This is a genomic window from [Clostridium] aerotolerans DSM 5434, from assembly GCF_000687555.1.
Lineage (GTDB): Bacteria > Bacillota > Clostridia > Lachnospirales > Lachnospiraceae > Lacrimispora > Lacrimispora aerotolerans.
In genome coordinates this window covers 177,525-202,610 of sequence record NZ_JHWJ01000001.1, presented here as the reverse complement: position 1 = coordinate 202,610, position 25,086 = coordinate 177,525, and the positions used below count along the sequence as shown (strand labels likewise).

Here is a 25,086-nt window from a genome sequence, read left to right as displayed (position 1 = left end):
CGGACCTTAAAAGGCCTGTCCTGTTATCACTTGTAATTTCTGATAACTCCTAAATCCCAGATGATCTGCTGATAAGGCCCTGACAGGCTGTTCGTACCTTGAATCAAAAACTCAACTCGGTCAATATTGTTTATTTCCATCTTCTGATTATAGCCCGCACGGACAATTTCACCGTGGGATACATTGGTGGTCCATTTGTCTGCTTTGTAGCTTAAATTACCTCTCCACGCCCACTTCTCAGAAACCTTACTCCATGGTCCTCCTGCATTATTGGAGGTCCATAATTCATAGTAACGTCCATCCTTTTGATCCTCAATCGTCAGGTAATACTTACCATCTGCTAAGGATTTATAAACGTTTGCGCCTTCAAAGGTATCCCCTAATGCAACGGATGGAGCTCCCCAGCCGTTAGGGAAATTAGCGAGTGAAGTTCTTCTCACATACAATTTTCCAGAACCATCGCTTGGTGTATTATACATATATGCATAGGAGTTATCACAAATAACATAATAATCCCAACCCATATTTCCTGACATGCCTAAGGATTTTGGTCCTGACCAAGATTTAGGATCTGCAATATTTGATGTTGTTGCATAAGCTGCACCAAATGTGCCATCCTGATAAATCAGATACCATAATTTCTTTGGTTCGAAATAAAATACCTGGGGTGCGCAAAAATAGCTCTCATTAATGGAACTCATAAAGGTGCGGGAAGCATTCTTTAGGCCTGAAAGGGTAGATGCTGACGTATAAAGCATCTGCCAGCCGCCGCCCTGATTGGCGCCAGTATAAAATACATGATACTTACCTCCATAATACACGATGGTAGGATCTTTTGCACCATAATAATCATAAGGTTTTGCCTGACCATGGAAAATAACTCTCTCATCTACATACCATGTTGGGTTTGCTATTGCTGTTGCACTCATTGATTTTTTCATAAAAATACGATCTCCCTTTAATTCAATTTTCTGCCCGGAAACATTCCATCTTTCTTTAGACAGTGAATTATCGTTTTAGTTAATCTCTGATTAACCACCTCCCTCTACCAGTTTATGCAGCCACTTCAAAAGGGCTCCATTTTACCCCCTAAACGAAAAATGAACAATTTAATATAGTATGCCGCTATGAAAAAAAGGTTCAGTTAACAAAAAAGCGGCTGCACCTTAGCTGTAAATCGCCTGAGTGCAACCGCTTTTTCTGTTTTTAAATATGATAAACGTTATGTTTGTTTCCTCTTAATATCCTACTGTTTATTGATATTGCAATAAGATATATAAGACTGTTTCGTAAAATTTCCATTCATGGAAAGCATTCCAATTGCAATGAGACCCATGTTATCAGATATATACTGGTACAGTCTATCTTTAAGTTTGTTATTTTTAGAAATAACGTTTTTATTTTCGGCCATATCCGGCACCTCCTTTGGAGAAATCAACTTTTATATGCTCTTTTATTATAACCATATTTAAATTTTAGCATCATCTGGTTGTTTCCACAATTGGGAGGATTCAGTTTCTCTCTTTTTTAGGAAAGAGAATTTTTCATGGCTCAGTAAGCCGTCTTTTTTTTATTTTTTCCTCTGATTTGAGGGTTGTTTTTATACAATATTCCTCCGCAAAATCATTGAAAAAGGAATTTTCTTTGTATATATTTTAGTGCAGCTCTCTTTATAATTCCAATGAGATGGCTTTTCCTGTCTTCGCAGATTCCCTGACTGCATCCATAACACAGAGAACTTTTCTTACCTGCTCCGGCTTTATCATTATCTCTTCTTTCTGATAATAGGAACGGATAAAATGAAGAAAATAATCTCTATGAGAGACATTCACCTGAGGCAGCGGCTCTTCCACTAACAGCCCTGGTGCAGCGGGTCCGAAGCTTCTTGTGGGACCAGCCGCTGTCATTGTAATTTTACCTGGAACATTTTGGAGCAAATGAGAGGTGCGGACAATCTTTCCCTCTCCGGCAAAACCGTCAATCATGGCAGAGCCTTTATTTCCCCCGATGAACCATGCTCTTTTCGGTGTCAGATAATAAGTACCCAGTTCGATCTCAGCTGTGACTCCATTTTTGAACCGGATCATGATGTTAAAATAATCATCCACGTTCTCATTAATCACATTTTTTAAATCTGCATAAAGGGACTCCATGGGAGCATTTACCATGTTTAAGATCTGGTCAATTAAGTGTACGCCCCAGTCGTAGAGCATTCCGCCGCCTAATTCGGGGAATACGTGCCAGTCGTGCATGTAACCATTAAAGCCATAGAGCTGGGATTTGATCACATAGACATCTCCAACCATGTTTTTATCATAGACCTCTTTCATAATGCAGTAATCCGTATCCCATCGCCTCTGTTGGTGCACGGTAAATAGGACATTGTTCTCCTTTGTCACAGCAGTCATTTGATCAAATTCTTTGACTGACATTGCGGCAGGCTTTTCACAGATAATTGCCTTTTTGGCTTTTGCGGCCATCTCCACCATTTCCAGGTGTGTGATATTGGGAGTCGATATAATGACTGCATCCATATCGGCTCCTTTCAGCATCTCCTCCATGCTTTTAAATACCTTAACTCCAGCCGGAGCATCCTTTAACTGCTCCGGGTTAGTATCTGCAACTGCCGTCAGTTCTATCTCATCTATGGTTTTTAAGGTATCTGCATGACAATGCCCCATAAAACCAAAGCCTGCGATTCCAATTTTTATTTTCTCCATTCATTTCCTCCTAAATCACAAATTGTTCCATATATTTTTTGCTTAGCTCAAGGCTTTTTTGGATCATTTCCTTTGTTCCTTCAAACGCCTTATCTTCAATTTCAATACAAGTGCATCCATCAAAACCAATGTCATAGAGAGCGCTCACATATCTGCCCCAATTCACATCACCAAGGCCAGGAAGCTTCGGAGACATAAAGTCCAGAGGATACGCCATAATTCCAACCTGATCAAGCTTATCTCTATAAACTTTGATGTCCTTATAATGTACATGAAAGATTTTATCTGCAAATTCATACATGGGCTTTATGTAATCAATCATCTGCCAGACAAAGTGAGAGGGATCATAGTTAAGGCCAAGATGGTCACTTGGAAGCAGTTCAAACACTTTTTTCCAGATGGAGGGCGTTGTCATTAAATTCTGTCCTCCAGGCCACTGATCTCTTCCAAACAGCATAGGACAATTTTCAATTGCAATCTTTACATTCTCTTCCTCTGCCAGTGTCAGAATCGGCGGCCAGACCTCTTTTACCAACTCCAGATTTTCCTCTATACTCTTATTCTGATTTCTTCCAATGAATGTGGTCACCATTCCCACGGAGAGAATCCTGCTGGCCTTTATCATTGTCTTTAAGTGTTCTGCAGCCGCCTCTCCTTTCTTTCTATCTTCATCGAGAGGATTAGGATAATAGGCCAGTGAGGAGATGGTAATCCCTTTTTCCTTTGCGTAAGCTTTAATATAGCTGGCGTAGTCTGGGTCCTTTACGACACGATCTACATCAATATGGGACACTCCTGCGTATCGTCTTTGGGCTTTTTCTTTCGGCCAGCAGGCCACCTCCACACATTCAAAGCCAAGGGAGGAGGCAAGATCCATCATCTCCTCAAAGCTGCTGCCATCCAGTATTGCGCTGACAAATCCAAGTTTCATCATCCCCCTCCTTTTACTCTGCGATCACCTTGTCAAAGTCCTTATATTTTTGTAAATGCTCTTCCAGCCATTCCTTATTTTCCATGATTTTAGGAATGCAGACCTCTTTCATATGTTCAATTTCCCAGTAATGGTCATAGAGGCCTTCCATGGAGGTCCTTGATATCTTTTTATCCTCGGGAGCAAAATGAATCTTCATGGAGCCATCCTTAAAGTCCATGGTTCCTTTCACCCCGCAGGTCACACAGTAAATGTCAGGCGCCTGATCCAGCATAAAGGATTTTCCATGACAAACGGGACAAACCCCTTCTTCTCCATACCATTCAATGTCATCGTACTCTTTTCCATAAGCCTCATTCACTCTTTTTCCAAGCTCCCGGCACTGGCTCATAAGCTTATCATCAAACAGCGGATTGGCTCTCTGACCCTGCCCATACGCATCCAGCTGACCAACTACCTTCATATGGATGGAAGTGCCGAACTCAGCCATGGTAGGCAAGCCTAAGGCTACCCAGTGAGGAGTATCTGCGCCGCCTATGGACATATATGCAACATACCGTTTCTTAAAATAACGGGGATCTAACAGCTCCTCGCCGCTTTTTCCCTCTTCGATTCTCTTTTTCTGGATCTCATCAAGGGCGGCCCGGTCATGGGAAGCGCCAAAGCGGTCTATGAAATTTTTGATCTGACCGGTTGGACCTACTGAAAATACAGGTGCTGCCACAATGATTCCATCTGCATCCAGAATCTTTTCCACCAGCTTATCGTAATCATCCTTAATAATACAATGTACATTGTCTCCCTGATCCCGCTTCTGACTGCAAACACCGCAACCAAGACATGGGTCAATCCGCATCCCGATGGTACGAACAAATTCCACCTCTGCACCCGCTTCCTTTGCTGCAAACAACGCTTCCTTCACCATAATTTCTCCGCATTTCATGGCGCGCCCGCCAAAATTAATTCCTAATACTTTCATTCTCTTATTCTCCTTTTTCTTCAATTAATATCGTTTAAATCGTCCTACCCGTGTCAGGCGGTCCGGTATGGAAGGAATTTTACCAGTCGTGGAAAAAATCACTTGCTGGGGGCAGGCTTTTACACACCTTAAGCATTTGGTGCATTTTAATCCTTCGATCATATGAATGTACCCTGGCAGCCCCTCGATGCAATCCTCCGGGCATTCTTTCATACAGCTTCCACAGCCAACACAGCCATCGGGTGCAATATAGATATTGGTAAAGGCGGAGCAGATGCCCTCTGCACATGTGTGCTTTTTTATATGCTCCACATATTCCTGTTCAAAAAACCGGAAAGTGTCCAGTAAAAAATCCGCTCCTGTATTGCCAACAGAGCACTTAGAGCTATAAGCCATGGCCTCCGCCAGCTCTTTCATGATTTCCATACTGCCCCACTCCCCGTGTTTAGAGGTAATGTCATGAACCCTGGTATGAAGCTGCAATAATCCCTCCCGACAGAAGGTACACTTGCCGCAGCATTCCCTGCGCCCTCCATACAGGTTTTCTTCTGCTTCATGAATCATACAGCAGCTCTCATCGAATACGGTGATTACACCCGTATCCAGGTTCCATACCTCTGATTCAGCAACCGATTCCTCCAGTATGTCTGGTAAATAAAGATGGGTTCCAAGCTGTATTGCTTTGATTCTCTTTGGGTCCATCTCAATGAGTTCGTTAAATGGTGTACCTGGCTTCACCCATTGGGGATTTCCGTACCATTCCTCTTTTCCTCTTTTGTATTTTGTACACAGATAATATTCCGGTCCATAAGTTTCTTCTACCGTTTCGTATAACCCTTTCAGCATGATAAAGCTGCAATAAAGACCTGTATCAAGAATATCTGCCGGTATCTTACCCGTCTCCACCCTTACTTCAATCTCAAGCTCAGCGGCCTTTTCCTCTAAAAGCTCCTTAAGCTCAGCTTTCTCTTCTGGAAGATAACATAGAAGTTCTGCATCATTCATAATAAAACCGGCAATTGCAAGTCCCTGCAAAACCACCTCCGGGTCTTGCTCCAGGATACGAAGAAGCACATGCTCTCTATCGTGATTTTTAAGACCGGTCACAATGGAGACGGTGTTCTTTCCAGTCGTCATATCAAAAGGGATTTCATTCTTTTTTACCCGTTCTATCAAGGCTTCCCGCCCTGCTGCTTTCGCTTTTTGAAACGTACTCATCGAACTTCCTCCTCCCGGTCAAAGCTGCCCCATAGTCTTGGAGGCGTGATCTTAAGTCTTAGATCGCACTGCAGGCACCTGTTTGCTTCTTTGCAGATATCCTCACCGCAGATTCCTCCATGATATGGCTGAAAGCTGCTTACCCGCTCATCTGCAGAGACGATTTGTTCTTTTGCCCTCGTTTTATCCCCAAAGCCCTCAATTTTCCCGATGAAGTCCTCTCTCTCTGTAACAGGGGCGAGTATCTCACTGATATCACCATCTCCACCCAGATAACGGTCGATGGAAGCAGCGGCTTTTCGTCCGGAGGCAATGGCTTCTATGACAGACCTGGTTCCATAGATTACATCTCCTGCGGCAAAGATTCCATCAATCCCGGTTCTCAGTGTTTTTTCATCTACTTCTATGTAACCGCCCGGAGTGAGGGGCAGACCGTTTTCTTTCCTTAGCTCCGGACGCTGTCCAACTGCAAAAATAACGGTATCAGCCTGAATACAGGATTTCGAGTTTTCCTTTTTCGTAATAACCGGGCGGCGATTCTTATCAAATGCAAAGGTCAGGACCTCCATGAACTCAACTCCATCTGCCTGGGACTCTCCTGTAATGCGCTCAAAAGTCCGTCCAGGATGTATCAGGATTCCTTCTTCCATTGCCTGTGTAATTTCCTCTTCATCAGCGGGCATGTTTTCTCTGCTTTCCAAACAGGCCAGATGAACCTCTATGGCACCAAGGCGTTTTGCTGTTCTTGCACAATCGAAGGCTACATTGCCTCCCCCAAGAACAACCACCCGTTTTCCCATTCCACTCTCCCTTTTTTCTGTGGCAGCTTTGAGAAACTCTGTATTTACAAGCACCCCTTTAAGCTCTGAGCCTTCTATGGGAAGCCGTACGCCTTTATGAGTTCCCATGGCTAAAAGCACCGCATCATATTCCTCTTTCAAAACAATGGGGTCTTCCACCCTTTTATTGCATTCCATTTTTACACCAGCGTCCATCATTACCTGTAATTCTTCCTCAATAATATTTCCCGGAAGACGATACTCAGGAATTCCATAGCGAAGCATTCCTCCTGCCTGGGAGTTTGCTTCCAGCACTGTCACCTCATGCCCCTGCTTTCTTAAGTAATAGGCAGCCGTCATACCAGCCGGTCCCGCCCCTGCAATACAGACCTTCTTTCCTGTAAGGGGAAGCTGTTTTCCTTTTCCTCTCCAAAAGGTACCGGTATCTGCTTCTGCTGCATACCGCTTGATTTCCCGAATGGACATGGCCTCATTGACCTCGCTCCGCTTGCACTGCATTTCGCATACATGATTGCAGATGTAGCCAAGGACCTTTGGAAATGGTACCTTTTCCCGAATCACAGCGGCGGCTTCCTCATATCTCCCCTCCTTTACCAGATAGATATAACGGGGAACGTCCGTATGGGCTGGGCAGAAGGCCCGGCAGGGAACAATCATCTCTTCCCTTGTTTTATCCCCTTCCATAGGGGAACGCTTGTCACGAATGGTTCCGGTTGGACAAACCTCGGCACAGGCCTGACAAAACCGGCAGTCCTCATCCTTTAAAAGCTTATCATGAAGCGTACCTATATAGGTTTCCATGTTTTCTGTGGAATACTTTAAAATTCCTACCCCTCGTAAATCCTTGCAGGCCCTGACACAGCGGCCGCATAAGACACACCGGTTCATATCGTGAGCCAGAAGGGGGTTATCTTCTATGGAGCGGAAGCCTTTTACCCGGTGCTTCATCCGTGAACTGGCTCCGCCTAAATACTGAATCAGTGTCTGGAGCTCGCAGTTCCCATACTTTGGACAGGTGGAACAGTCTTCCGGGTGACCCGCCAAAAGAAGATCAAGTGCCAGGGACCGAAGCCTGTTAATCCTTTCACTTTTCGTTTGAATCACCATACCGTCCCTTGGCTTTAAGGTACAGGAGGTCACCACCTGGTCCTCCCCTTCTACCTCTACAATGCACAGCCGGCAGGAGCTGTGTTCCGGAAGATCGGGGTGGTGGCACAGATGGGGAATGTAGACTCCTGCCTTTAGCGCCCCTTCCAGCACACAGGAATCTTTCGGTACCTGAATTTTTATACCATCGATTGTTATTACTGGCATAATACCCTCCCATTCTTACCTTCTTTTCTTATGTATTCCACCGCACTGAGGGCTGCAATGCGTCCTGTATTTACCGCATAGCCCATGGAATTTCCAGGCAATAGAAACATATAGCTGTCATCGTAAATATTACAGGAATCTGCACCGGCACAGTAAAGTCCAGGCACTGGCTGATACTCCTTATCGCAGGCTTCGCAGTTTTCGTTGATCCGAATGCCTCCTACGGTCCCATAGCCGCCAGGATGTATGGCTGCCGCATAATAAGGAGCTTTAAACAGAGGTCTTAGATACTTTGGATCTTTATAAAATTCAAGATCCCTGCTGTCACAGAAGTAGTTATAATTATCAATGGTCTCCTTTAAATTATCTTCATCAATCCCTGCTTTTTGTGCCAGCTCCTCTATGGTATCCGCTACAAAATAATGCTTGCTTCCATTCTTCTTAAGCATCTCTATTCCTTCATAAAAATCTGATACATCGGGATTTGGAGTAACCAGACTTGTCACGTCTACCCCATGGCTGACGTAGTAATTCACGATGGAGCTGTCTACAATGGAAAAGCAGACCTTATTCTTTTGATGATTTGCTACATTGGACAGGTAAGTGGTGTTCTGCATATAATCCTCATTCATGACCCTTTTACCAAAGGTATTCACCAGCAGATTAGGCTGCTTCATAATATTGGTGACCCCTCCGGTCGTGGGCTCTCCCCCACCCAGATCACTGGCCATCTCTATTCTCATCTGGGTCTGGTCAGCTCCTGCCTCCCAGGCCATTCTAAGTCCATCCCCCATTAATCCGGGTATGGCAAAATGAAAAACGTCCTTTCCATGCTCCAGACCAGTAAACTCCTTAATCATATCCTTATTGGCCCCGGCTCCTCCGGTACAGATAATTGCTGTATGGCAGCTGACTCTTACTTCCTGCCCGTCAGGAGCCGTTCCTATGATCCCTGTTACCTTACCATGTTCCTTTATAATTTTCCTGGCAGAATGCTCCAGCAGTATTGTTACCCCAAGCTCCAGCGCCTTTTCATACATGGCACGATTCATAAAGGAAGCTGCCCTTGGCCCGATTCCCGTATCTGTCTTTACGATGTGCCAGGTAGCTTCTGACTGAGGAAAATACCGGAACGCGCCCTCAAACTCTACGCCCATATCCTCAAGCCACTGTATGGTCTCTCCAGACTGGGCAAAATACCGCTTTACCAGTCTGGCATCCACGTTGTAATGGGTGTAATCCATAAACATGTTAAACGCTTTTTCTACACTGATATCAATCATCTGTCTTTTCTGATATGGGGTCCCGATTCCCAAAGGACCCATTCCCATATTGGCAGCGCCGCCGACTGCGGCTGACTTTTCAAGCACCACCACGCTTGCTCCCAACTGGGCCGCCTGAACAGCCGCCGCCAGTCCGGAAGGGCCTGCCGCAATGACTCCAACCTGTGCTTCATACTCTTTCATATATGTAACTTCCTTTCCGAACAATCCGTTTGACAAGTATAATTATATAATTCTATTTAAAAACCTTCTCGGCATTTTCACATTTATAACGAATAATATCCATGTATTTTTAATCCATTTGATTTATTCAAATTAATCCAAAAACATAACATTCATCATTTTAAATTTTTATTAATATTTTCTCTCATTGATACCATTAAGATAAAAGTACCGGCAAAACCAAAGTACTGATACACTTTGATTCCTCCGGTACGTTTCATCCCTATTCCTCTATGGCTCTTCTCAGTGCCTCCTGCTGACGCCTTACCTGTTCTATGCTGTCAACCTCCAGGGCATCATTTAACATCCGGTTCCCTTCGTATTCAGAAGAAAGATAACCGTTATATCCAGCTTTTTTATAAGCCTCGACCACTTCCTTTATGGGAATAGAGGTCTCTTCATAAGCTTCATTCATGTGATAGAACTTAGCATGGGTATGGTAGATATACTGGATGTTATCAATAATGTCTTTCGGATCGCACCAGGTATAGTCAAAGGTGGAACCTGCATAGGCCAGTTCCGCTGGTGTGGCATGAATCTTATCCAGTGCCTCCATCAGTTTTGGATATCCATTGGCTTTCATATATTCTCCGTGGGCTCTTCCCAGATTTAAATCATATTTAATCTTCATAAAGCCTTTGCTTACACGCTCCTGGAAGGCATCCTCCACGATTTTAATCACTTCTTCTCTGCAGCCATTCCGAACAGCCTGAGCCGTCAGTATATCTGGAATCTGGCGGCAGAATATTCCAAAATCAGGCATAAAACCAAAATGCTTTGTTCCGGTCTTATGTATCATTTCCATATAGCCGTCAGCCCAGCCAGAATTAAGGGAGAACGGAGAATGGACCTCAATGCAGATTTTAATATTCTTTTCTTCTGCAAACGGGATACTCCCTTCAATCACATCCATGGGAGTGGAAACCAGAGTTCTTAAGGTCTGAAAGCCCAGCTGACTGGCGTTTTCTATATCCCGCTTCATCATATGAATCTGCTCCCGCAAGGTACAGACGCGGTTGTCATAGATTCGGTTTTCCAGAAACGCATCGTAGCAGGTGGGTTCTGTTCCATACTTTTTCATCCAGCCAAACCACGTTTCTTTAAATTCCGGGGTGATTACCGGAAAATCATCTACCATTTGTTCTGCCAGCAGTTCAATGCCTGTGGCTCCTGTTTTTGCTGTTTCACGGATACAGCCCTCCAGATCAAGCTTTCCTTCGTAATATTCCTGCTGGTAGCTATACAGGGACACACTTCTTTTTATTTTGTTATCCATCACAATACCTTCCCTTCTCAAAGTTCAAAATCATACTCCCCTGCATGAACCAGAATATGCGGCATGTAGGAAGGTGCGATTGTCTGGGTACATGTTATATGATGGCTGCCAGGGGTAAGCCCTCCCTCTGTCAGAACTGTGACCGTTCCATACTGACCAAACAGCCAGCGGTTGCTTATGACAGTTCTCATCTCATCCAGGGTAAAGGTCTCTCCATTCACGGTAAACCGTATGGATTCTCTGGGATACTCTGCGCCATCAACAACGACCTCTATATTTCGTAAAATGGAAAGGGTGATTCCCCTGTAATACTGAATCTTCATTTCAAAGCAGAACCCTGTAATCCTGCCGTCTTCCTCAATGTTCTTAAAACCATGAGGATGGAACATCTGTTTTGGAAACATAATGATTAAGCTCCTTTTCCTATTTTAGTTTAGAAAAAAACTTCCTTCCCGGTTTCGGCAGACTGATAGATGCCCTCCAAAATCTGAGTCACTACAAACGCCTGCTCTGGTTTTACAAGAGGATCCTTATCTTCTAAGATTGCAGTCAGCCACTGCTTCTGCTCCCTGACTCCCTCTGCTGAGGCACCTCCCTCAAAGAAATCCACCACTCCGGCAGGAGAAATGGTTTTCTCCATGAGCATGTTATGCTCCACGGTATTATAGATCAGCTCATCCTTTGGATAGCTTCCGCCGTGATGAATCTCTGCGCCCCCTTTTGTTCCGCAAAGGGTGGTGGAGGCCTCCATGGATTTTAAGACATTCAGTGCCCAGGATGCTTCCAGATAGATGGTGGCTCCATTTTTCATCTTTACAAATCCAAACGCGGAATCCTCCACCTCAAAAGTTTCCGGGTCCCATGGCCCAAATACATTGCCGTCCGGTCCGTCTGCCTGGCGTCCCAGCTTATAATATACCTGGCCGGAAACAGATAATGGCTCATAGTTATCAATCATCCAAAGGGTGATATCCAGAGCATGGGTTCCAATATCAATCAGGGGGCCTCCGCCCTGGAGTGACTTATCCGGGAATACTCCCCAGGTTGGTACCGCTCTTCTTCTTAAAGCATGGGCTTTTGCAAAATAGATTTCTCCCAGCTCATTGGCTGCACAGGAGCCATGAAGGGTCTGGGTATCGTCCCGCAGACGATTCTGATAGCCAATGGTGAATTTTTTTCCTGATTTCTTCCAGGCATCCAGCATTTTTAGAGCATCCTCTGTGGTATGTGCCATTGGTTTTTCGCACATGACATGCTTCCCAGCCGAAAAGGCAGCAACGGTTATGGGACAATGAGCCACATTGGGTGTGCAGACATGAACTACATCCACATCGGGAGCATTTACCAGGTCCATATAGTTGGTGTACACCTTTGCATCAGGAGTGCCGTATTCTCTGGCCGCTTTTACCGCCCTCTCTTCCACGATATCGCAGAATGCAACGATCTCGTTTAACTCTCCATTTGCTTTTAAAGAAGGCATATGCTTCTGATTTGCAATTCCACCGCAGCCAACGATACCAATTCGTAATTTCTTCATATTTGTTTCTTCCTTTCCTATTTCAATCGTTCTAAATCTCTTTGTTCATTTCTAATCCGAAGCTTTTCTCTGATATCAGTCATATCGCTCTCTTTTAAGCTGTAGCAGGCAATGGGAATAAGGGAGAGCACATATATAATTGCAGGCATAACATTGGTGGCAATGATAATACCTGTTTTCACATGATCTGTAATTTCTTCACCGGCTACGTATCCATACCAGCCAATAATTGCAATTCCAAGAGCACCTCCAAGGGCAGTACCGATCAATCCGCCTAATCCATTTAAAGAAAATGCAGTACCATCGGTTCTGACTCCTGTTTTTAAATCTGAATCGTCAACTGCATCAACGATCATGCACGATCCGCAAGGACCGGCAATATATCCCAGACCATATACAATGTGGCATAAGAACAGATAGGGAATGTTCATATAGGGACCAAATACCATCATAAGAAGACCCACTGTCTGGATGAGACCAGAGAAATAAATGGTTTTCTTTTTCCCGAAGCGCTCCATGACCTTAGGAGAAAATGGCATGATGAGTGCGCCCACCAGCATCTGCATCATCATAAAGATGGTGATAAAAGTATAATTTCTTACCACATATAAATAGAAATAAACCGCCACTCCGATTCGGCCAAGCATGCCAGCCATATTCAAAATGGTATAGATCACAATCAGAATTAAGTTTTTGTTCTTCACAATCAGCTTTGCTGACTCTTTTAAGGAAACCTGATCTTCTTTATGCACTTGTACTGTTTCCTTACATTTCCATGCGCACATCCAGAAGATGGGAAGAGCGATTAATGCAAATACACTGGCTGTTCTCTGATAACCAGCGCCCATATCACCACCGCCCAATAGATTTACTAACGGCAGGGTTACGAGGTTCAACAATATCATCCCGAATACCATCCCCATCATCTGAGCCGTATTCAAGCGGTTGATCTTCTTACTGTCAGTTGTCATAACTGCCGGCAATGCCAGATACGGTACATTAGCTATGGTATAAGACATGCCAAGACCGATGTATGTAATGTAAGCATAAATAAGCTTTCCTTTCCCTCCAAACCCCGGTACCGTAAAGGTCAATACGGTAAACAAGACAAGCAGAGGTGCGCCTATGACGATATAAGGCCTGAACCGCCCGAATCTGGTATGGGTACGCTCCATCAATGCGCCCATTAAGGGATCACTTATTCCGCTCCATACTTTTGCTATCAGAAAAAGAACCGCTACCGAACCAGCGGTTAATCCAAAAACATCTGTGTAAAATACTGCCAGGTAAGTCGTTACCATGGTCCAGGAAAGTTGGGAGGCAAAATTCCCCATGCCATAGGTAGCGTACTCCATCGGTCCTATCTTACTGCTTTTAGTCCCCATTTCTATTCTCCTTTTCATTGTTTGTGTCATGCGCGCATTTGAAATCCAGCTGTTCCCCTACGATTTCTTGCTCTAATTATAGCAAAGGAGGCCATTCCTAACGTTTCTCTATTCCGCTTTTTTCTCTTCTTTTCCGTGCTTTTTTAACCATTTGTTTTTCACTGGCCATTAATTTATTTTTTAAGATTAAAGAACATCACAATTAGTTAATATCTGTGATATAATGAAAAAAATGTAATCTATGGGAGGAGTTATGAATCCGATATCTGAAATTCAATCTTTTATTCAATCAGCCAATCTCTATCTCCTGAACAAAACAGAAACGCTTCCGGTTCATGGTTTGGATCTCATTACAATCTTACGGGGGAGTATGATATTGGAATGTCCCACCATCTGCTGCAACCCAAAAGACTGCCTGATATTTGCGCCTGGCAGTGCCATAAACGTAACTTCCAAAGACGAATGTTTGATTTTAAAAGTTTCTCTTCGTCCAGAATGTATACTGGATACATTATTGAAAGAGTCACTGCTGGACATACCTATTCATATCCTGTCTGACTCTGAGCTGATGCATCCTGTTCTTGTTGATTATGCAAAGGTATCTTTAAGCGGTCAGGCGATGAACCAATACCGTCTGTCAGCTCTTACCTTACAGCTTCTGGATATTTTAACGAGAGATTCCTATGTAATGACAAGTACGCCTTCCCTGTCCAAGGGAAAAGAGGGGTCGAAACAAGAGCTTTTAGTGGAGCGGGTTACCACTTATTTAGAGGAAAATTACAAGGACAATCCCGGCCTGTCTAAAACAGCAGCTTTCTTTTCCATTACGCCTCAATATCTGTCCAGTCTGTTTCAGAAGTATTTTAATCAGACCTTTCAGAATTATCTAAAAGAAGTACAGTGCAGGCAGGGAGCTCTCTACTACAGATATACGGATTTAGAGCCTTCTAAGATATGCGAAAAGGTAGGACTGACAAGCCATGACAGCCTTAAGGAGTATATTGATTTGGAGGGCATAGAAAGACGGAACAATTCCCCTCTTTCTCTATCTCCTTTTATGAAGCCTCTTTCCTCTGAAAGCAGTCTTCTTTATCTAAGACAGATAAAGAGCGGTCAAACACCGCCAAAGGAAAAAACGGTTCGTATTTATGAGGTGATTGAAACTGAGGTCAGAAAAGGTCACCAGGTTCCGGACTTTTGGAACCGTCTCATTAATCTGGGATATGCTCAGGATTTTTCCAATGTTAAGATATTTGATCAGCTAAAGAATACCCAGAGAGAAATCGGATTTACATACGGGAGAATCTGCAGACTTTTTGATCTTGTTTCCCAGTATTCCATCAGTGGGAAAACCATTTATGAATACAATCAGATCTTTCAGATCTTAGACAATATAATTGAAAACCGGATGCTCCCATTTCTTGAGCTCAGTAATAAGCTCTTTCGCATCCAGCTTTCTGCCAAAGAAAATATAGCAAAGAATCTGATTGGCAGTACAGTTACCTATTTTGACCAGCTTTTAGAGATTCTTCCTAACTTTATGCGGGCCTGTATTAACCGCTATGGGCAAGAGTCCGTAAATTCCTGGCGCTTTGAAATCAGCTATACCATCTATGACTTTATTGAGCTGTCAGAGATTTTCCCTCTGCCAAAATACATCCGGTATTTTAAACGGCTGAAAGAAATCATTAAGACCTATGCCCCAGGATGTCAGGTAGGCGGTCCGGGCTTTAATCAGTGGAACAATCCTCCGCTTCTCATTAAAATGTACGAAATGATGCAGGCAGCGTCTGCTGTTCCTGATTTTCTGACGGCTTATATTTATCCGCTGACCAGTGACGGTGCTGACGCTTCCATTTCCCCGGATGAAGATCTTGCCATAAAAAGAATCCATGAAATCAGCGAAATAGGAAGGAGCTTATCCCCTGCCTGCGGCCTTTGGATTACAGAGTTCAACTCTAACATTTCCTCCCGTAACCTGCTTAACGATTCCAGCTTTCAATCGGAATTTCTTGCAAAGAACTTGTCCCAGTCTTTAGAACTCGATATCGAAGCCCTGGGGTATTACATGCTGTCTGATGTTCCCCTTCGCCATTCTGATTCCATGGACATGCTGTTCGGTGGGTGGGGACTCTTTACAGACAGCGGGATTCCAAAGCCGTCTTACCACGCTTACCGCATGTTTTCCATGCTGGGAAAAAACCTGTTATATGCCCACAAGAAATTCCTGCTTACCGCAGACTCCAATTCCTGCTTCCGCTTTTTATTTTTCCACTATGAGCATATTAATCCCGCTTATACCGGCAGAAATGTCCAGATCGAAGACTTCGAAACAGATGGAGCCCTTTTTATCTCAACGGATCCGGATTACTGGAAAATCAGGATTCCTGATGCCGCAGAAGGCACTTATCTGGTCAAGGAATATGTTATATCGGACAGCAGAAGCAATCTTTTATTTCTCTGGAAGCAAATGAATCTTTTGACCGTATCACGACCGGAGAATATATCGGTCTTAAAGCAAAATTCCGCCATGCTTCCAAAGTTTACTACCTTGGAGGTGGACCACAGCGGACAGCTTAACTATCCCATCAGTCTAAGACGCCGGGAAGTCAAGCTCGTGACCCTTGACTTACATACCACACCAACAGCGATTTTAAGGAGGCCCACAGATGAATTGGTATCAAAATCTCCCTTCTAATCTTCCTATTATATTTTTCCACAGCATGGAAATACATGAACCACTTACCTTTCAGCATGAGTCCTATGATTTCATTTATGTGGTATCCGGAAAGCTGACCATTGGCCTGCCGGAGCAGGAAGCCCAGTATTTTATCAGTGATATCTGCCTTGTAAGTCCCATGAATAAGGCCACGCTGATTCCGGGGGAAAGCTGTAATATCTTCCACTTAGGAATTCACCCTTATTTTGTGGAACAGTGCCTTGGAAACTACGGAACCCTGATTTGTGACTCTGTGCTGGAACCAGGCAATAACTATACGGCTCTGAAAGAAATCTTAATAAACATCGGAACCCGGTATCTGGAAGGACCATCCGAGAATCATTTAAGCATCTTAAGTCTCATGTTTCAGCTTATGGAGCACTTAAAAAAAGAGAATTACTTCAAGCCCGTACTATATGAAAAAATTCCTGAAAAGCATGGGGCCCGCATCAATAAAATCATTGATTATATTGATCACCACTATAACGAGCCAATAACCCTTACATCACTCTCAGAAGCCCTTTATCTAACGCCTCAGTACTTGTCTAAATTTTTTCACAAGTACTTACATAAGAATTTTAAGACCTATCTGTTGGAAAAGCGGCTGTTCCATGCATACCGGGATGTTTCCTATACAGATGATCCCATAACTGAAATCGCTATCCGTAATGGTTTTTCCGATGTGACTGCTTTCAGCAAAGCATTCCGGGCCAGCTACCAGATGACTCCCAGCAGATTCCGGAAAAATAAACACGTCCATATGCTTGCAGAGGAGTACAAGCAGCTTGATGAGTATAGCAACTCGGTTCTTCTTTCTGAAAACAGCTGTCTTTATAGCAGCCAGATTGATGTGAATATCCATGAAACGGAAGGCATGAGGAGTAACTTCTCCACGTTACTCAATATAAGTTCAGCAAAGAACCTGCTTTCGGAAAATTACAGAAGACTTCTTCTGGAGTCGAGAAAATCTCTTGGCTTTCAATATCTTCGCATTCAGGGAATCCTTAGCTCCTCTTTTATACCAAGGGTATTGCCTGATTATAATTACTATTTCCTTGATCTGGATGACATCATGCATTTTATGCTGGATCACGACCTGATTCCATTCATCGATCTGACCCGGATGAGCCATACATTTTATGAACCGGGCGGGTCCTTACAGGATTCCCTGGCTTCTTTAAAAAACAACCGTTTCTTTGAACTATTAAAGGCTTTTTTAGCCTTCTGCTCTCAAAGCTACCCAAAGGAATGGACTTCGCAATGGGTATTTGAATTATGGAAATTACCAAGAGAAACGCCGCAGCAATACGCCTCTGATTTCAGACTGATTCAGGATATGATCCACTCCTATCTTCCCGGTGTCTCTTTGGGCGGGCCTGGTTTTGATTCCAGAGAAGATTTAAAAGACTTAGAGGAAATCCTAAGATGTTTATACAAAGGGGATGGGAAGCCTTCCTTTATCTCTGCTCATCTTTCCCTGATGAGAAAACCCCAGTCTTCCAAGACAATTGTTAGTATGGATCAGAATCTTCCTCTGAACCTGGCACAGAAAATCAGAAAGATGATCCGTAAATATGACTTGCACACGCCGTTTTACATTACAGAATGGAATTCCATATCATTGCCCGAATTGCCCATACAATATTCCTGTTATCAGTCGGCCTATATATGTAAGACCTGTCTGGATTTAAATTCCGTCAGTGATCTCATGGGCTATTGGCTGTTCAGTGATACCACCACACAATCAAGTCCCCTGAAACAAAAAGCCTTTTACTTCTGGGGCTCCGGGCTCATTAACAAGGATAACATAGCCATGCCGGCCTTCTATGCCTTTCAGATGCTGGGGCGGCTGGGCACTGAGATTATTAAGCGGGGGGAGAACTTTTGCATTACCAGAAAGGGTCCTGACCACTATCAGATCATGTGTTTTAATTATGCTCATCCCAGGTCTTCCTGCCTCTATGAAAACGGGAAATATTCCTCATTTTCTAATGTTTATAAGCTGTTTGAGGAGGTTCCTGCGGTTAGCTTTCGTTTTCTTTTACACGGTATTACCCCAGGCAAATACCGGGTATCCCGATTTCTATTAGACCGCTCCCACGGCAGCATTCTGGATATCTGGATCGGGGGCTTTGTCAGAAGCAACATAAGCGAAACAGAATATTTAATGGATATCAAACTCCCCTCAGCCTCCCAGTTGAATTATCTTTTAAAAGCCTGTATTCCAGAAGAGAGGAATATTTACTTCCATGCAGACGATTGCCTGGAGGTGGAAACATCAATTCTTGCACACAATGTCTGTGTTTGGGACATCATAAGACAGGTATAGGAAATAGATAAAAAGACCGTCAGAAACAATAGTCTCGTTTCTGGCGGTCAAATTAAGTATTAAGCTTTTTGAGCCTTTGATATCATAATTACTGTAATAAACGCTGTAATCCCCATTCCTATGGAAGATATTATATATACATTGGAAGTCGTTACTTCCCCAAAGATGAAGGTTGAAACCGTATTTAAAATAGCTGGGGACAGCAGTTGTCCAAGGTAGACTGCAACGTTAAAGCAAGCAGTGGCCATGGCAACGGCAGTTGGTTTGACTGCATTTGAAATGATAACCAAAGCTGTCGGTACAAAGAGCCCCTGGGAAAAACCGCAGAACATTGCCCCGATCATCAAAAGAGCCGCCTGGGAGGGAAAAAGAATGAGAAATACTGCTCCAATGCTGAAACTGAACATAGCCGTTGGTATGGTGTACTTATTCGTCAAGAGACCAAGAATTAGTCCGACAAGAATCTGGGCACCGGAAAACACACCCGTTAAATTACCTGATACCGAAGAGCTTCCAGCCAGACTCCCACTAAGGTGCATGGATAAATTTGTGGAGAACGTAATCAGAAACAGAAATTCCATAAAACCAACCACTGCCATGGCAGCCACCCTTTTGTTAAGCTTAATAGGCTCAGGCCTATCCGTCTTTTTAATACCTGTATCAGGAAGACAGACTGCGATTAAAACCATTGCAATAAAACCAATGATGTGAATTACATAGGCATATTGGAATCCTATTGTCCCAAGCAGACCGCTGGCAACTGTAATGACTACCATTCCGGCTCCTACACTGGCTGCCTGAATCCCCATAACAGAAACACGCTCTTTCCCTTCAAAAAACTCTGCAACAACAGCCGCATTCAGTGTAGTCGCCATCCCAAGTCCGATTCCATATATCGTTCTGGATAAGAACAAAAGCATAAAACTGTCCCATACAAAGGGAACAAATCCTGTAATTCCTGTAATAAAGCAGCCGATTAAAAGCAGCTTTTTTTTGCTGATCCTTACAACCAGGGTACCAACCGCCACTGACATGACCATGGATAACAGGGTTGGTGCGGTAATTAACATCTGGATAAGGCTTACATTTACTTCCGGATAATGGAGCTGTATCTGCCCTAAAACCGGTGATATGCTAAATTGTAATCCCTGTACAAAGGATATCCCGATAATAGACAAAATGATATTATTTTTCTTAATTCTCTCTGGCAAGTTCTGACCCTTCCTTTATCTCCTTATTCCAAAACATCTTAATCAGCTTCAGCTGATTGCAATATTCTGTCATGCAGTGAATCATCATCAGTTTCATTTCTTTCATGGTCTTATCACGGTCAGGCTCTGGACAGACTTTTAGTGTCCCATCCTCCATAAAGGTCATGCCATTCCAGTATAAAACTCTTAATTCCCGACCAATGTCCGTTTCTCTCGTATGCTGTACCATACACATGACTCTTTCTTTCCCTTCCCGATCATATATCTCCTCTGCTTTTCCTCCAAGTCCCATAAGAAAGATACAGCCGGGATCACGCTGAGAGATATCCGTCTCCTCAATTCCAAGATGATTAAAACGAAAGCAATCCCAATTCATCTCCATACGCATCATTCCCCAGCCAAAATCCTCCACCGCACCATCTTCAAAATGAATGAGATGGGCTCCTGGGTACCAGGTTTTATAAAACAGGTTACAGTTTTCGTCACTGGCAAAGTTCTCCTGATAGTTTCTTATCATCTCATCCGTAATGCCATCCTGTATAATCTTAATCGCTGCAAAGCCTACGCCATTTGGCAGTACCCCGTAGCCATTTGCGGGATACATATCATCTCCATCAAGCAGTATTCTTCCGGCAAGCTCTGGCATATAGCATTCCTCTGGCTTTAAAGGGCCGTGTTCTATCGCCCTGACATGTTCCGGTTGTAGATGGGCAAGCGGTTCCTTGTAATACGTTGCAAACACAGACCGGCTCTCTTCTTCTGTGAGCTCTACCGTCATGTTTCTTAAATCCTCAAGGGTGATTTCATTCATCTTTTTCCCACAGGTCCTTGGGGCTACCATGATTTTTCCCTTACTAAATACATAAGCCATGTTGATTCCTCCATTCTCTCCCCCTCCATTCGGTTGAATATTCCTTGAATATCAGGTATAATTTTCTTTAGATTCTGGATCAATCATACCGAAATATATCCGCAAAAAAAAGAACACATTTATGAAATATGTTCAGTTTATCAAATGGGATTTTATTGTGAGTCAGCAAGGGGAAAGGGGGAGGCGCTGGGATAATGAATGATAAAAAATCTGGGAAAGGGCTGCTAACGAAGAAGGCGATTGCGGATACCTATCTTGCCATGATTCCTTCTAACATGTGGGACAAAATAACGGTTAAGGAAATCTGCAAAACGGCAGGCGTTACAAGAGGCACCTTTTACCTGTATTATAATGATATTTATGATTTAATGGAACAAATAGAAACTTCTCTTCTTACGGAACTGGCAAAAAGATATTCGAAGATTTCTAAGGAAAATAAAACTTCTCCCTTCTTTGAAGATCTCCTGTCCTTTGATGTGACCCCTCCGGCCATGTTTCTGACCTGGTTTGATTTTTGCAAGGACTATAAAGGAGAAATGATCGCTTTATTGGACCGAAAGAATGGAGATTCCTATTTCCGAAGCAAATTGAAGCAATTCTTATCCATCCATATCAATCACCTCATGGACCGGGACGGACTGCCCCAGGATGGACTGCGCACTCATTTTACCAAGATATTACTGGAGCTTCATCTGACAGCTGCGCAGACATGGCTGGAACAGGGGGAGGATGAGTTTTTATCTACGGAGGAAATCGTAAACCTGCTTAATACCATGCGGGTCGGAGCCATATATTTATCCTGCCGAAAGCCGGAGTAAAACAGCACCCGGCACGTTCTTTAAAGGCCAATATCATGACAAAAAAAAGCCACAAGCTTCTACACTTGCGGCATCCAAATTCTATATATCTTCATGTTGCAGCGTATCTGTATCTGCATATCTTTCAGCTTCTAAAACAGCTGCCTCTCTGGCTGCAATCATATCATCCGTAATCTGTTTTAATATATTCACAATGGGAATGGCCAAAATCATCCCCCACACTCCTGCTACAGACCCGCCAATAGAAATGCCGATGACGATCAAAGCCGGACTAAGAGAAAAGGAATTTCCCATTAATTTAGGCTGAATCACATTTCCATCAATCTGCTGCGTGATCAGTAGGACCACTGCCGTGATCAGGCCGGTGCCAATGCCATTGGTGCTGGCGACTACGATGACCGCTATGATGGAACCGAATATAGAACCAAAGTAAGGAATTATATTTAGAATCGCCAGCATCATGCCTAAGGCCACTGCATGCCTCGATCCCAAAATAGAAAATTCAATGGTGGTTATTATGCCAAGAATACAGGAATCTAAAAGCTGGCAGGCAATGAATTTCTTAAAGCTTTCACTTATAATATTGCCGTACTTGCCAATCACTTCTCTTGTTTTCCCAGGAATAAAAAGTCTGGAAACACGGGACATATAATTCTTGAAATTATGTGTTTCCACCAATAAATATATGGATGTGATGATGGCGATCACTCCGCTGAAAATAACGGAAGTGAGACCAAACACAACATTTAAGGAGGACAAAATATTGGTAAGACCTATGCTTTCTAACAGGATTTTCAGACTGATTTTACTGGTCACCGTTTCTAAGATCGTATCCAGGACCTCTGTATTTTCAATGGGCAATTGCTTGATCGCTGCGATTGCATTGTTGTAATACGTGTTAAAATTAACAATAAAATCCGTGATATTTCTTTGAAGGGACGGAATAATGATGTTCATTGTTATGCTAATTATAACAATTAATAAAACATACACAATTAAGATGCTGACTGACCTTGCTTTTTTCTTCCAGAACGCTGATTTTGATCGCTTGAAATTTCGTTCCAAAGCAGAACAGGGAATATTCAGCAGATACGCAATGATGAATCCATAGAAAAAAGGCATCAATATATTCATCGCAGCTTTCAGCCAGCTCATAACGCCTGATACGTTCATGATTATTTTATAGGATATAATAACTAATATGGCCAGCAGCAATCTGGATAAAAATCGTTTTGTTGTTGTTTTGCTTAAAAAATCTAAAATAACGAACCTCCTGACTAATTAATTACGACCCGAAAAAGGTAATAAAAATACCTGCAATCAGGGCAGAACCTATGGTACTGGAAACAATCGGCCCCATGGCATGCATGAGCAGATGATTATGGGGATTGTATTCCTGACCAAGCTTCTGGGAAACACGGGCTGCCATAGGCATGGCAGATACGCCTGAATTACCGATGAGCGGGTTAACCTTACCGCCTGTGATTTTACATAGCAGCTTTGCAATCAGAACTCCGCCTACAGTACCAAAGGCGAAGGCAAATAATCCAAGACAGATGATAAGAATCGTCTGGGGATTTATAATTCTATCTGCAGTAGCGGTAGAGCCTACGGAAATACCAATAAGCAGCGTCAATATATTCAGCAGGTCATTTTGCAAGGTCCGCACATATCGTTCTGTCACACCGCTTTCCCTGATGATATTCCCAAGCATCAGCATGGCAATTAAGGTTCCTGCTGCTGGCACGATTAATAACGTGGCAAATGTAATACCAAAGGAAAATATCAGTTTTTGACGGCGTGTCACTCTTTTTGACTCCGGCATCACGATGACCCGCTCTTTTTCAGTGGTAAGCATACGCATAATGGGCGGCTGAATCAGAGGCACCAGGGCCATATAAGAATATGCCGCTATGGTAATGACAGGCAGAAGCTGGGGTGCCAGAAGCTCAGCCGTATAGATGGAGGTCGGTCCATCAGAACTGCCGATAATGCCGATGGCTGCTGCTTCCTGCAAGCTGAATCCATCAAATCCCGGTACTACACTTGCAAGTCCCTTACCCACAAGCAACGCTCCTCCCAAAGCTGCAAAGATACCAAGCTGTCCTCCAAGTCCTATGAGCGCACTCTTAGGGGATGATATGAGGGGTGTAAAATCCGTCATGGCTCCGATACACAAAAAGATCAGTGGCGGATAGATTCCAAGAGAAATTCCCTGATATAAATAATAAAGCAGCCCGCCCTTATCGTGTGCTGACAGACCGGATAATGGGAGATTTGCTATGGCCATACCAAATGCCAGGGGAAGAAGCAATAAGGGTTCATATTTCTTTTCTATTGCTAAGTATGCCAGAAATAACGCAAGTACTACCATAACAAGCTGAGGTACGGTGAGATGCATGAAACTAAGACTAGAAAGAAATTTATTTAAGAACATCGATATAATCATCTCCTACTTTATTAGATATTTGTATAGCCTTCACTGTTGATAATGGCCTCTAACTTCTGGCCTTCCTTGCACATCGTGCATTCACCCATACTGTATACCTGATATCCAGGAATATCTTCCCTTGTAAACATGGAATGAATTTCCTGTTCATCACCTGCCGGGTATGCATTAAATAAAGCAGAGATCCCTGCGATTACCCCTCCATAATACGTGATACAATCCAGAGCGCGTCCAATTGTCGTACCACTGGAAATGGAGGCCACCAGCAAAATAATTTCCTTGTCTCTGATATACTGCTGTACGTTGCATTGAAATAACAGCTTACCGCCTGCACTGATGAGCGGCTTTAATACCCGGATCTCTTTCCCGCTGTTAATGACACCTACTCCCTCCTGCATAAGCTCTTCTGCCATATAAGCGCCGATTACCTCGGTTCCCTCCATACAGACAATGGTATCCACTGATACATTAGCCAGATACGGTATGGACAGCTCCCTTGCCACATCTTTCGCTATGACAGCATTGGTCTTTAATTCGCTGACATCAAGATAATGACTGATATGAAAGTGACTGGTCGTAAAATGCCCTGGTATTACCTTCATGGATATGAGGGGATTTTTAGTTAACGAAACACTATAAGCTTTGTCTTCCATTTTTTCTCCTTTATTCATGCCTTGTATTTAAAAAAATGCACCCACTTTAATAGTAACATAGAATGGATGATAAGAGCAAGCCCTCCAGCCATTAAGTGCCGTAAAATCAGGGTTCTAAGGGAATACTGTGTATATAAACAATATTATTATGCATTACATCCTTTTTTTGGTAATTATTATGCGCAAATTGATAAGTTTTCTAATTATGTATAAAAATACAATTTATTGATTGATGTATTCACTTTAATGTGGTATAGTGTTAATGAATGTTTAGCCACATTCGTACAATGTAAAGCAGAGCCATACTGATACCGTTGGCTCTGTTCTTTGTTTTTTCTGACAAAAGGCCATAACAGGACATGGTATCCTGT

20 protein-coding genes are annotated in these 25,086 nt (G+C 43.3%); 3 read left to right on the top strand and 17 right to left on the bottom strand.

All coding sequences use genetic code 11. The annotated features are described in order from the left end of the window. Positions 1-26 precede the first annotated feature (26 nt). From T546_RS22545 to T546_RS0100855, 12 genes are all read right to left on the bottom strand, one after another. Positions 27-941: a non-reducing end alpha-L-arabinofuranosidase family hydrolase gene (locus T546_RS22545; protein WP_084326042.1), complete on the bottom strand. Its 915-nt coding sequence runs from the start codon at positions 939-941 to the stop codon at positions 27-29. A 305-nt stretch (positions 942-1,246) separates the two neighbouring features. Further along, positions 1,247-1,411 (bottom strand): hypothetical protein, encoded by a 165-nt coding sequence (locus T546_RS25475; protein WP_166429784.1) that lies wholly within the window; start codon positions 1,409-1,411, stop codon positions 1,247-1,249. A 259-nt stretch (positions 1,412-1,670) separates the two neighbouring features. After that, positions 1,671-2,720 (bottom strand): Gfo/Idh/MocA family protein, encoded by a 1,050-nt coding sequence (locus T546_RS0100905; protein ID WP_026890009.1) that lies wholly within the window; start codon positions 2,718-2,720, stop codon positions 1,671-1,673. Between the two features lie 10 nt (positions 2,721-2,730). Beyond that, positions 2,731-3,651, bottom strand: coding sequence for a sugar phosphate isomerase/epimerase family protein (locus tag T546_RS0100900; protein ID WP_026890008.1), 921 nt, complete (start codon positions 3,649-3,651; stop codon positions 2,731-2,733). 13 nt (positions 3,652-3,664) lie between these two features. Next, positions 3,665-4,630 (bottom strand): flavodoxin family protein, encoded by a 966-nt coding sequence (locus tag T546_RS0100895; RefSeq protein ID WP_026890007.1) that lies wholly within the window; start codon positions 4,628-4,630, stop codon positions 3,665-3,667. Between the two features lie 24 nt (positions 4,631-4,654). Further along, positions 4,655-5,848 (bottom strand): NADH-ubiquinone oxidoreductase-F iron-sulfur binding region domain-containing protein, encoded by a 1,194-nt coding sequence (locus T546_RS22540; protein WP_051629509.1) that lies wholly within the window; start codon positions 5,846-5,848, stop codon positions 4,655-4,657. Beyond that, entirely contained in the window at positions 5,845-7,962 is a 2,118-nt protein-coding gene (locus T546_RS0100885; protein WP_026890006.1) for an FAD-dependent oxidoreductase, read from the bottom strand. Before T546_RS0100885 ends, T546_RS22540 begins: the two co-directional genes overlap by 4 nt. Then, on the bottom strand, positions 7,953-9,428 hold the full coding sequence (locus T546_RS0100880; RefSeq protein WP_026890005.1) for an FAD-dependent oxidoreductase: 1,476 nt from the start codon (positions 9,426-9,428) through the stop codon (positions 7,953-7,955). Before T546_RS0100880 ends, T546_RS0100885 begins: the two co-directional genes overlap by 10 nt. Before the next feature lie 262 nt (positions 9,429-9,690). Next, positions 9,691-10,743 (bottom strand): sugar phosphate isomerase/epimerase family protein, encoded by a 1,053-nt coding sequence (locus tag T546_RS0100870; protein WP_026890004.1) that lies wholly within the window; start codon positions 10,741-10,743, stop codon positions 9,691-9,693. Between the two features lie 17 nt (positions 10,744-10,760). Further along, a complete protein-coding gene (locus T546_RS0100865; protein ID WP_026890003.1) occupies positions 10,761-11,147 on the bottom strand; it encodes a C-glycoside deglycosidase beta subunit domain-containing protein in 387 nt (128 codons plus the stop codon). Between the two features lie 29 nt (positions 11,148-11,176). Then, entirely contained in the window at positions 11,177-12,280 is a 1,104-nt protein-coding gene (locus T546_RS0100860; protein WP_026890002.1) for a Gfo/Idh/MocA family protein, read from the bottom strand. Between the two features lie 17 nt (positions 12,281-12,297). Then, positions 12,298-13,665, bottom strand: coding sequence for an MFS transporter (locus T546_RS0100855; RefSeq protein WP_026890001.1), 1,368 nt, complete (start codon positions 13,663-13,665; stop codon positions 12,298-12,300). 253 nt (positions 13,666-13,918) lie between these two features. Between T546_RS0100855 and T546_RS0100850 the strand changes: the two genes are divergently transcribed. Beyond that, positions 13,919-16,363, top strand: coding sequence for a GH39 family glycosyl hydrolase (locus tag T546_RS0100850; protein ID WP_026890000.1), 2,445 nt, complete (start codon positions 13,919-13,921; stop codon positions 16,361-16,363). After that, a complete protein-coding gene (locus T546_RS0100845) occupies positions 16,335-18,713 on the top strand; it encodes a GH39 family glycosyl hydrolase (RefSeq protein ID WP_026889999.1) in 2,379 nt (792 codons plus the stop codon). The genes T546_RS0100850 and T546_RS0100845 overlap by 29 nt, the downstream gene beginning before the upstream one ends. Positions 18,714-18,772: 59 nt before the next feature. On the opposite strand, the gene T546_RS0100840 is transcribed toward T546_RS0100845, so the two are convergent. Next, positions 18,773-19,924 (bottom strand): MFS transporter, encoded by a 1,152-nt coding sequence (locus T546_RS0100840; protein WP_026889998.1) that lies wholly within the window; start codon positions 19,922-19,924, stop codon positions 18,773-18,775. After that, positions 19,908-20,795, bottom strand: a complete 888-nt coding sequence (locus tag T546_RS0100835; protein ID WP_026889997.1) for a hypothetical protein — start codon at positions 20,793-20,795, stop codon at positions 19,908-19,910. The genes T546_RS0100840 and T546_RS0100835 overlap by 17 nt, the downstream gene beginning before the upstream one ends. A gap of 194 nt (positions 20,796-20,989) precedes the next feature. Between T546_RS0100835 and T546_RS0100830 the strand changes: the two genes are divergently transcribed. Further along, positions 20,990-21,613, top strand: coding sequence for a TetR/AcrR family transcriptional regulator (locus tag T546_RS0100830; protein ID WP_026889996.1), 624 nt, complete (start codon positions 20,990-20,992; stop codon positions 21,611-21,613). Between the two features lie 81 nt (positions 21,614-21,694). Here the strand turns inward: T546_RS0100830 and T546_RS0100825 are convergent, their stop codons facing one another. The 3 genes from T546_RS0100825 to T546_RS0100815 all read right to left on the bottom strand — a co-directional run bounded on the left by T546_RS0100825 (position 21,695) and on the right by T546_RS0100815 (position 24,715). Next, positions 21,695-22,786: an AI-2E family transporter gene (locus tag T546_RS0100825; RefSeq protein WP_156951270.1), complete on the bottom strand. Its 1,092-nt coding sequence runs from the start codon at positions 22,784-22,786 to the stop codon at positions 21,695-21,697. Positions 22,787-22,898: 112 nt separating this feature from the next. Next, complete coding sequence (locus T546_RS0100820) at positions 22,899-24,062, bottom strand: sodium ion-translocating decarboxylase subunit beta (protein WP_207641301.1); 1,164 nt, start codon at positions 24,060-24,062, stop codon at positions 22,899-22,901. An 11-nt stretch (positions 24,063-24,073) separates the two neighbouring features. Then, the gene (locus T546_RS0100815) at positions 24,074-24,715 is read right to left on the bottom strand and encodes a hypothetical protein (RefSeq protein ID WP_026889993.1); all 642 of its coding nucleotides are present in this window, start codon (positions 24,713-24,715) and stop codon (positions 24,074-24,076) included. Positions 24,716-25,086 lie beyond the last annotated feature (371 nt).

Coding starts and splice junctions, on each gene's coding strand:
- T546_RS22545 (WP_084326042.1), bottom strand. CDS start 941: ATGAAAAAATCAATGAGTGCAACAGCAATAGCAAACCCAACATGGTAT.
- T546_RS25475 (WP_166429784.1), bottom strand. CDS start 1,411: ATGGCCGAAAATAAAAACGTTATTTCTAAAAATAACAAACTTAAAGAT.
- T546_RS0100905 (WP_026890009.1), bottom strand. CDS start 2,720: ATGGAGAAAATAAAAATTGGAATCGCAGGCTTTGGTTTTATGGGGCAT.
- T546_RS0100900 (WP_026890008.1), bottom strand. CDS start 3,651: ATGAAACTTGGATTTGTCAGCGCAATACTGGATGGCAGCAGCTTTGAG.
- T546_RS0100895 (WP_026890007.1), bottom strand. CDS start 4,630: ATGAAAGTATTAGGAATTAATTTTGGCGGGCGCGCCATGAAATGCGGA.
- T546_RS22540 (WP_051629509.1), bottom strand. CDS start 5,848: ATGAGTACGTTTCAAAAAGCGAAAGCAGCAGGGCGGGAAGCCTTGATA.
- T546_RS0100885 (WP_026890006.1), bottom strand. CDS start 7,962: ATGCCAGTAATAACAATCGATGGTATAAAAATTCAGGTACCGAAAGAT.
- T546_RS0100880 (WP_026890005.1), bottom strand. CDS start 9,428: ATGAAAGAGTATGAAGCACAGGTTGGAGTCATTGCGGCAGGCCCTTCC.
- T546_RS0100870 (WP_026890004.1), bottom strand. CDS start 10,743: ATGGATAACAAAATAAAAAGAAGTGTGTCCCTGTATAGCTACCAGCAG.
- T546_RS0100865 (WP_026890003.1), bottom strand. CDS start 11,147: ATGTTTCCAAAACAGATGTTCCATCCTCATGGTTTTAAGAACATTGAG.
- T546_RS0100860 (WP_026890002.1), bottom strand. CDS start 12,280: ATGAAGAAATTACGAATTGGTATCGTTGGCTGCGGTGGAATTGCAAAT.
- T546_RS0100855 (WP_026890001.1), bottom strand. CDS start 13,665: ATGGGGACTAAAAGCAGTAAGATAGGACCGATGGAGTACGCTACCTAT.
- T546_RS0100850 (WP_026890000.1), top strand. CDS start 13,919: ATGAATCCGATATCTGAAATTCAATCTTTTATTCAATCAGCCAATCTC.
- T546_RS0100845 (WP_026889999.1), top strand. CDS start 16,335: ATGAATTGGTATCAAAATCTCCCTTCTAATCTTCCTATTATATTTTTC.
- T546_RS0100835 (WP_026889997.1), bottom strand. CDS start 20,795: ATGGCTTATGTATTTAGTAAGGGAAAAATCATGGTAGCCCCAAGGACC.
- T546_RS0100830 (WP_026889996.1), top strand. CDS start 20,990: ATGAATGATAAAAAATCTGGGAAAGGGCTGCTAACGAAGAAGGCGATT.
- T546_RS0100825 (WP_156951270.1), bottom strand. CDS start 22,786: ATGAACGTATCAGGCGTTATGAGCTGGCTGAAAGCTGCGATGAATATA.
- T546_RS0100820 (WP_207641301.1), bottom strand. CDS start 24,062: ATGATTATATCGATGTTCTTAAATAAATTTCTTTCTAGTCTTAGTTTC.
- T546_RS0100815 (WP_026889993.1), bottom strand. CDS start 24,715: ATGGAAGACAAAGCTTATAGTGTTTCGTTAACTAAAAATCCCCTCATA.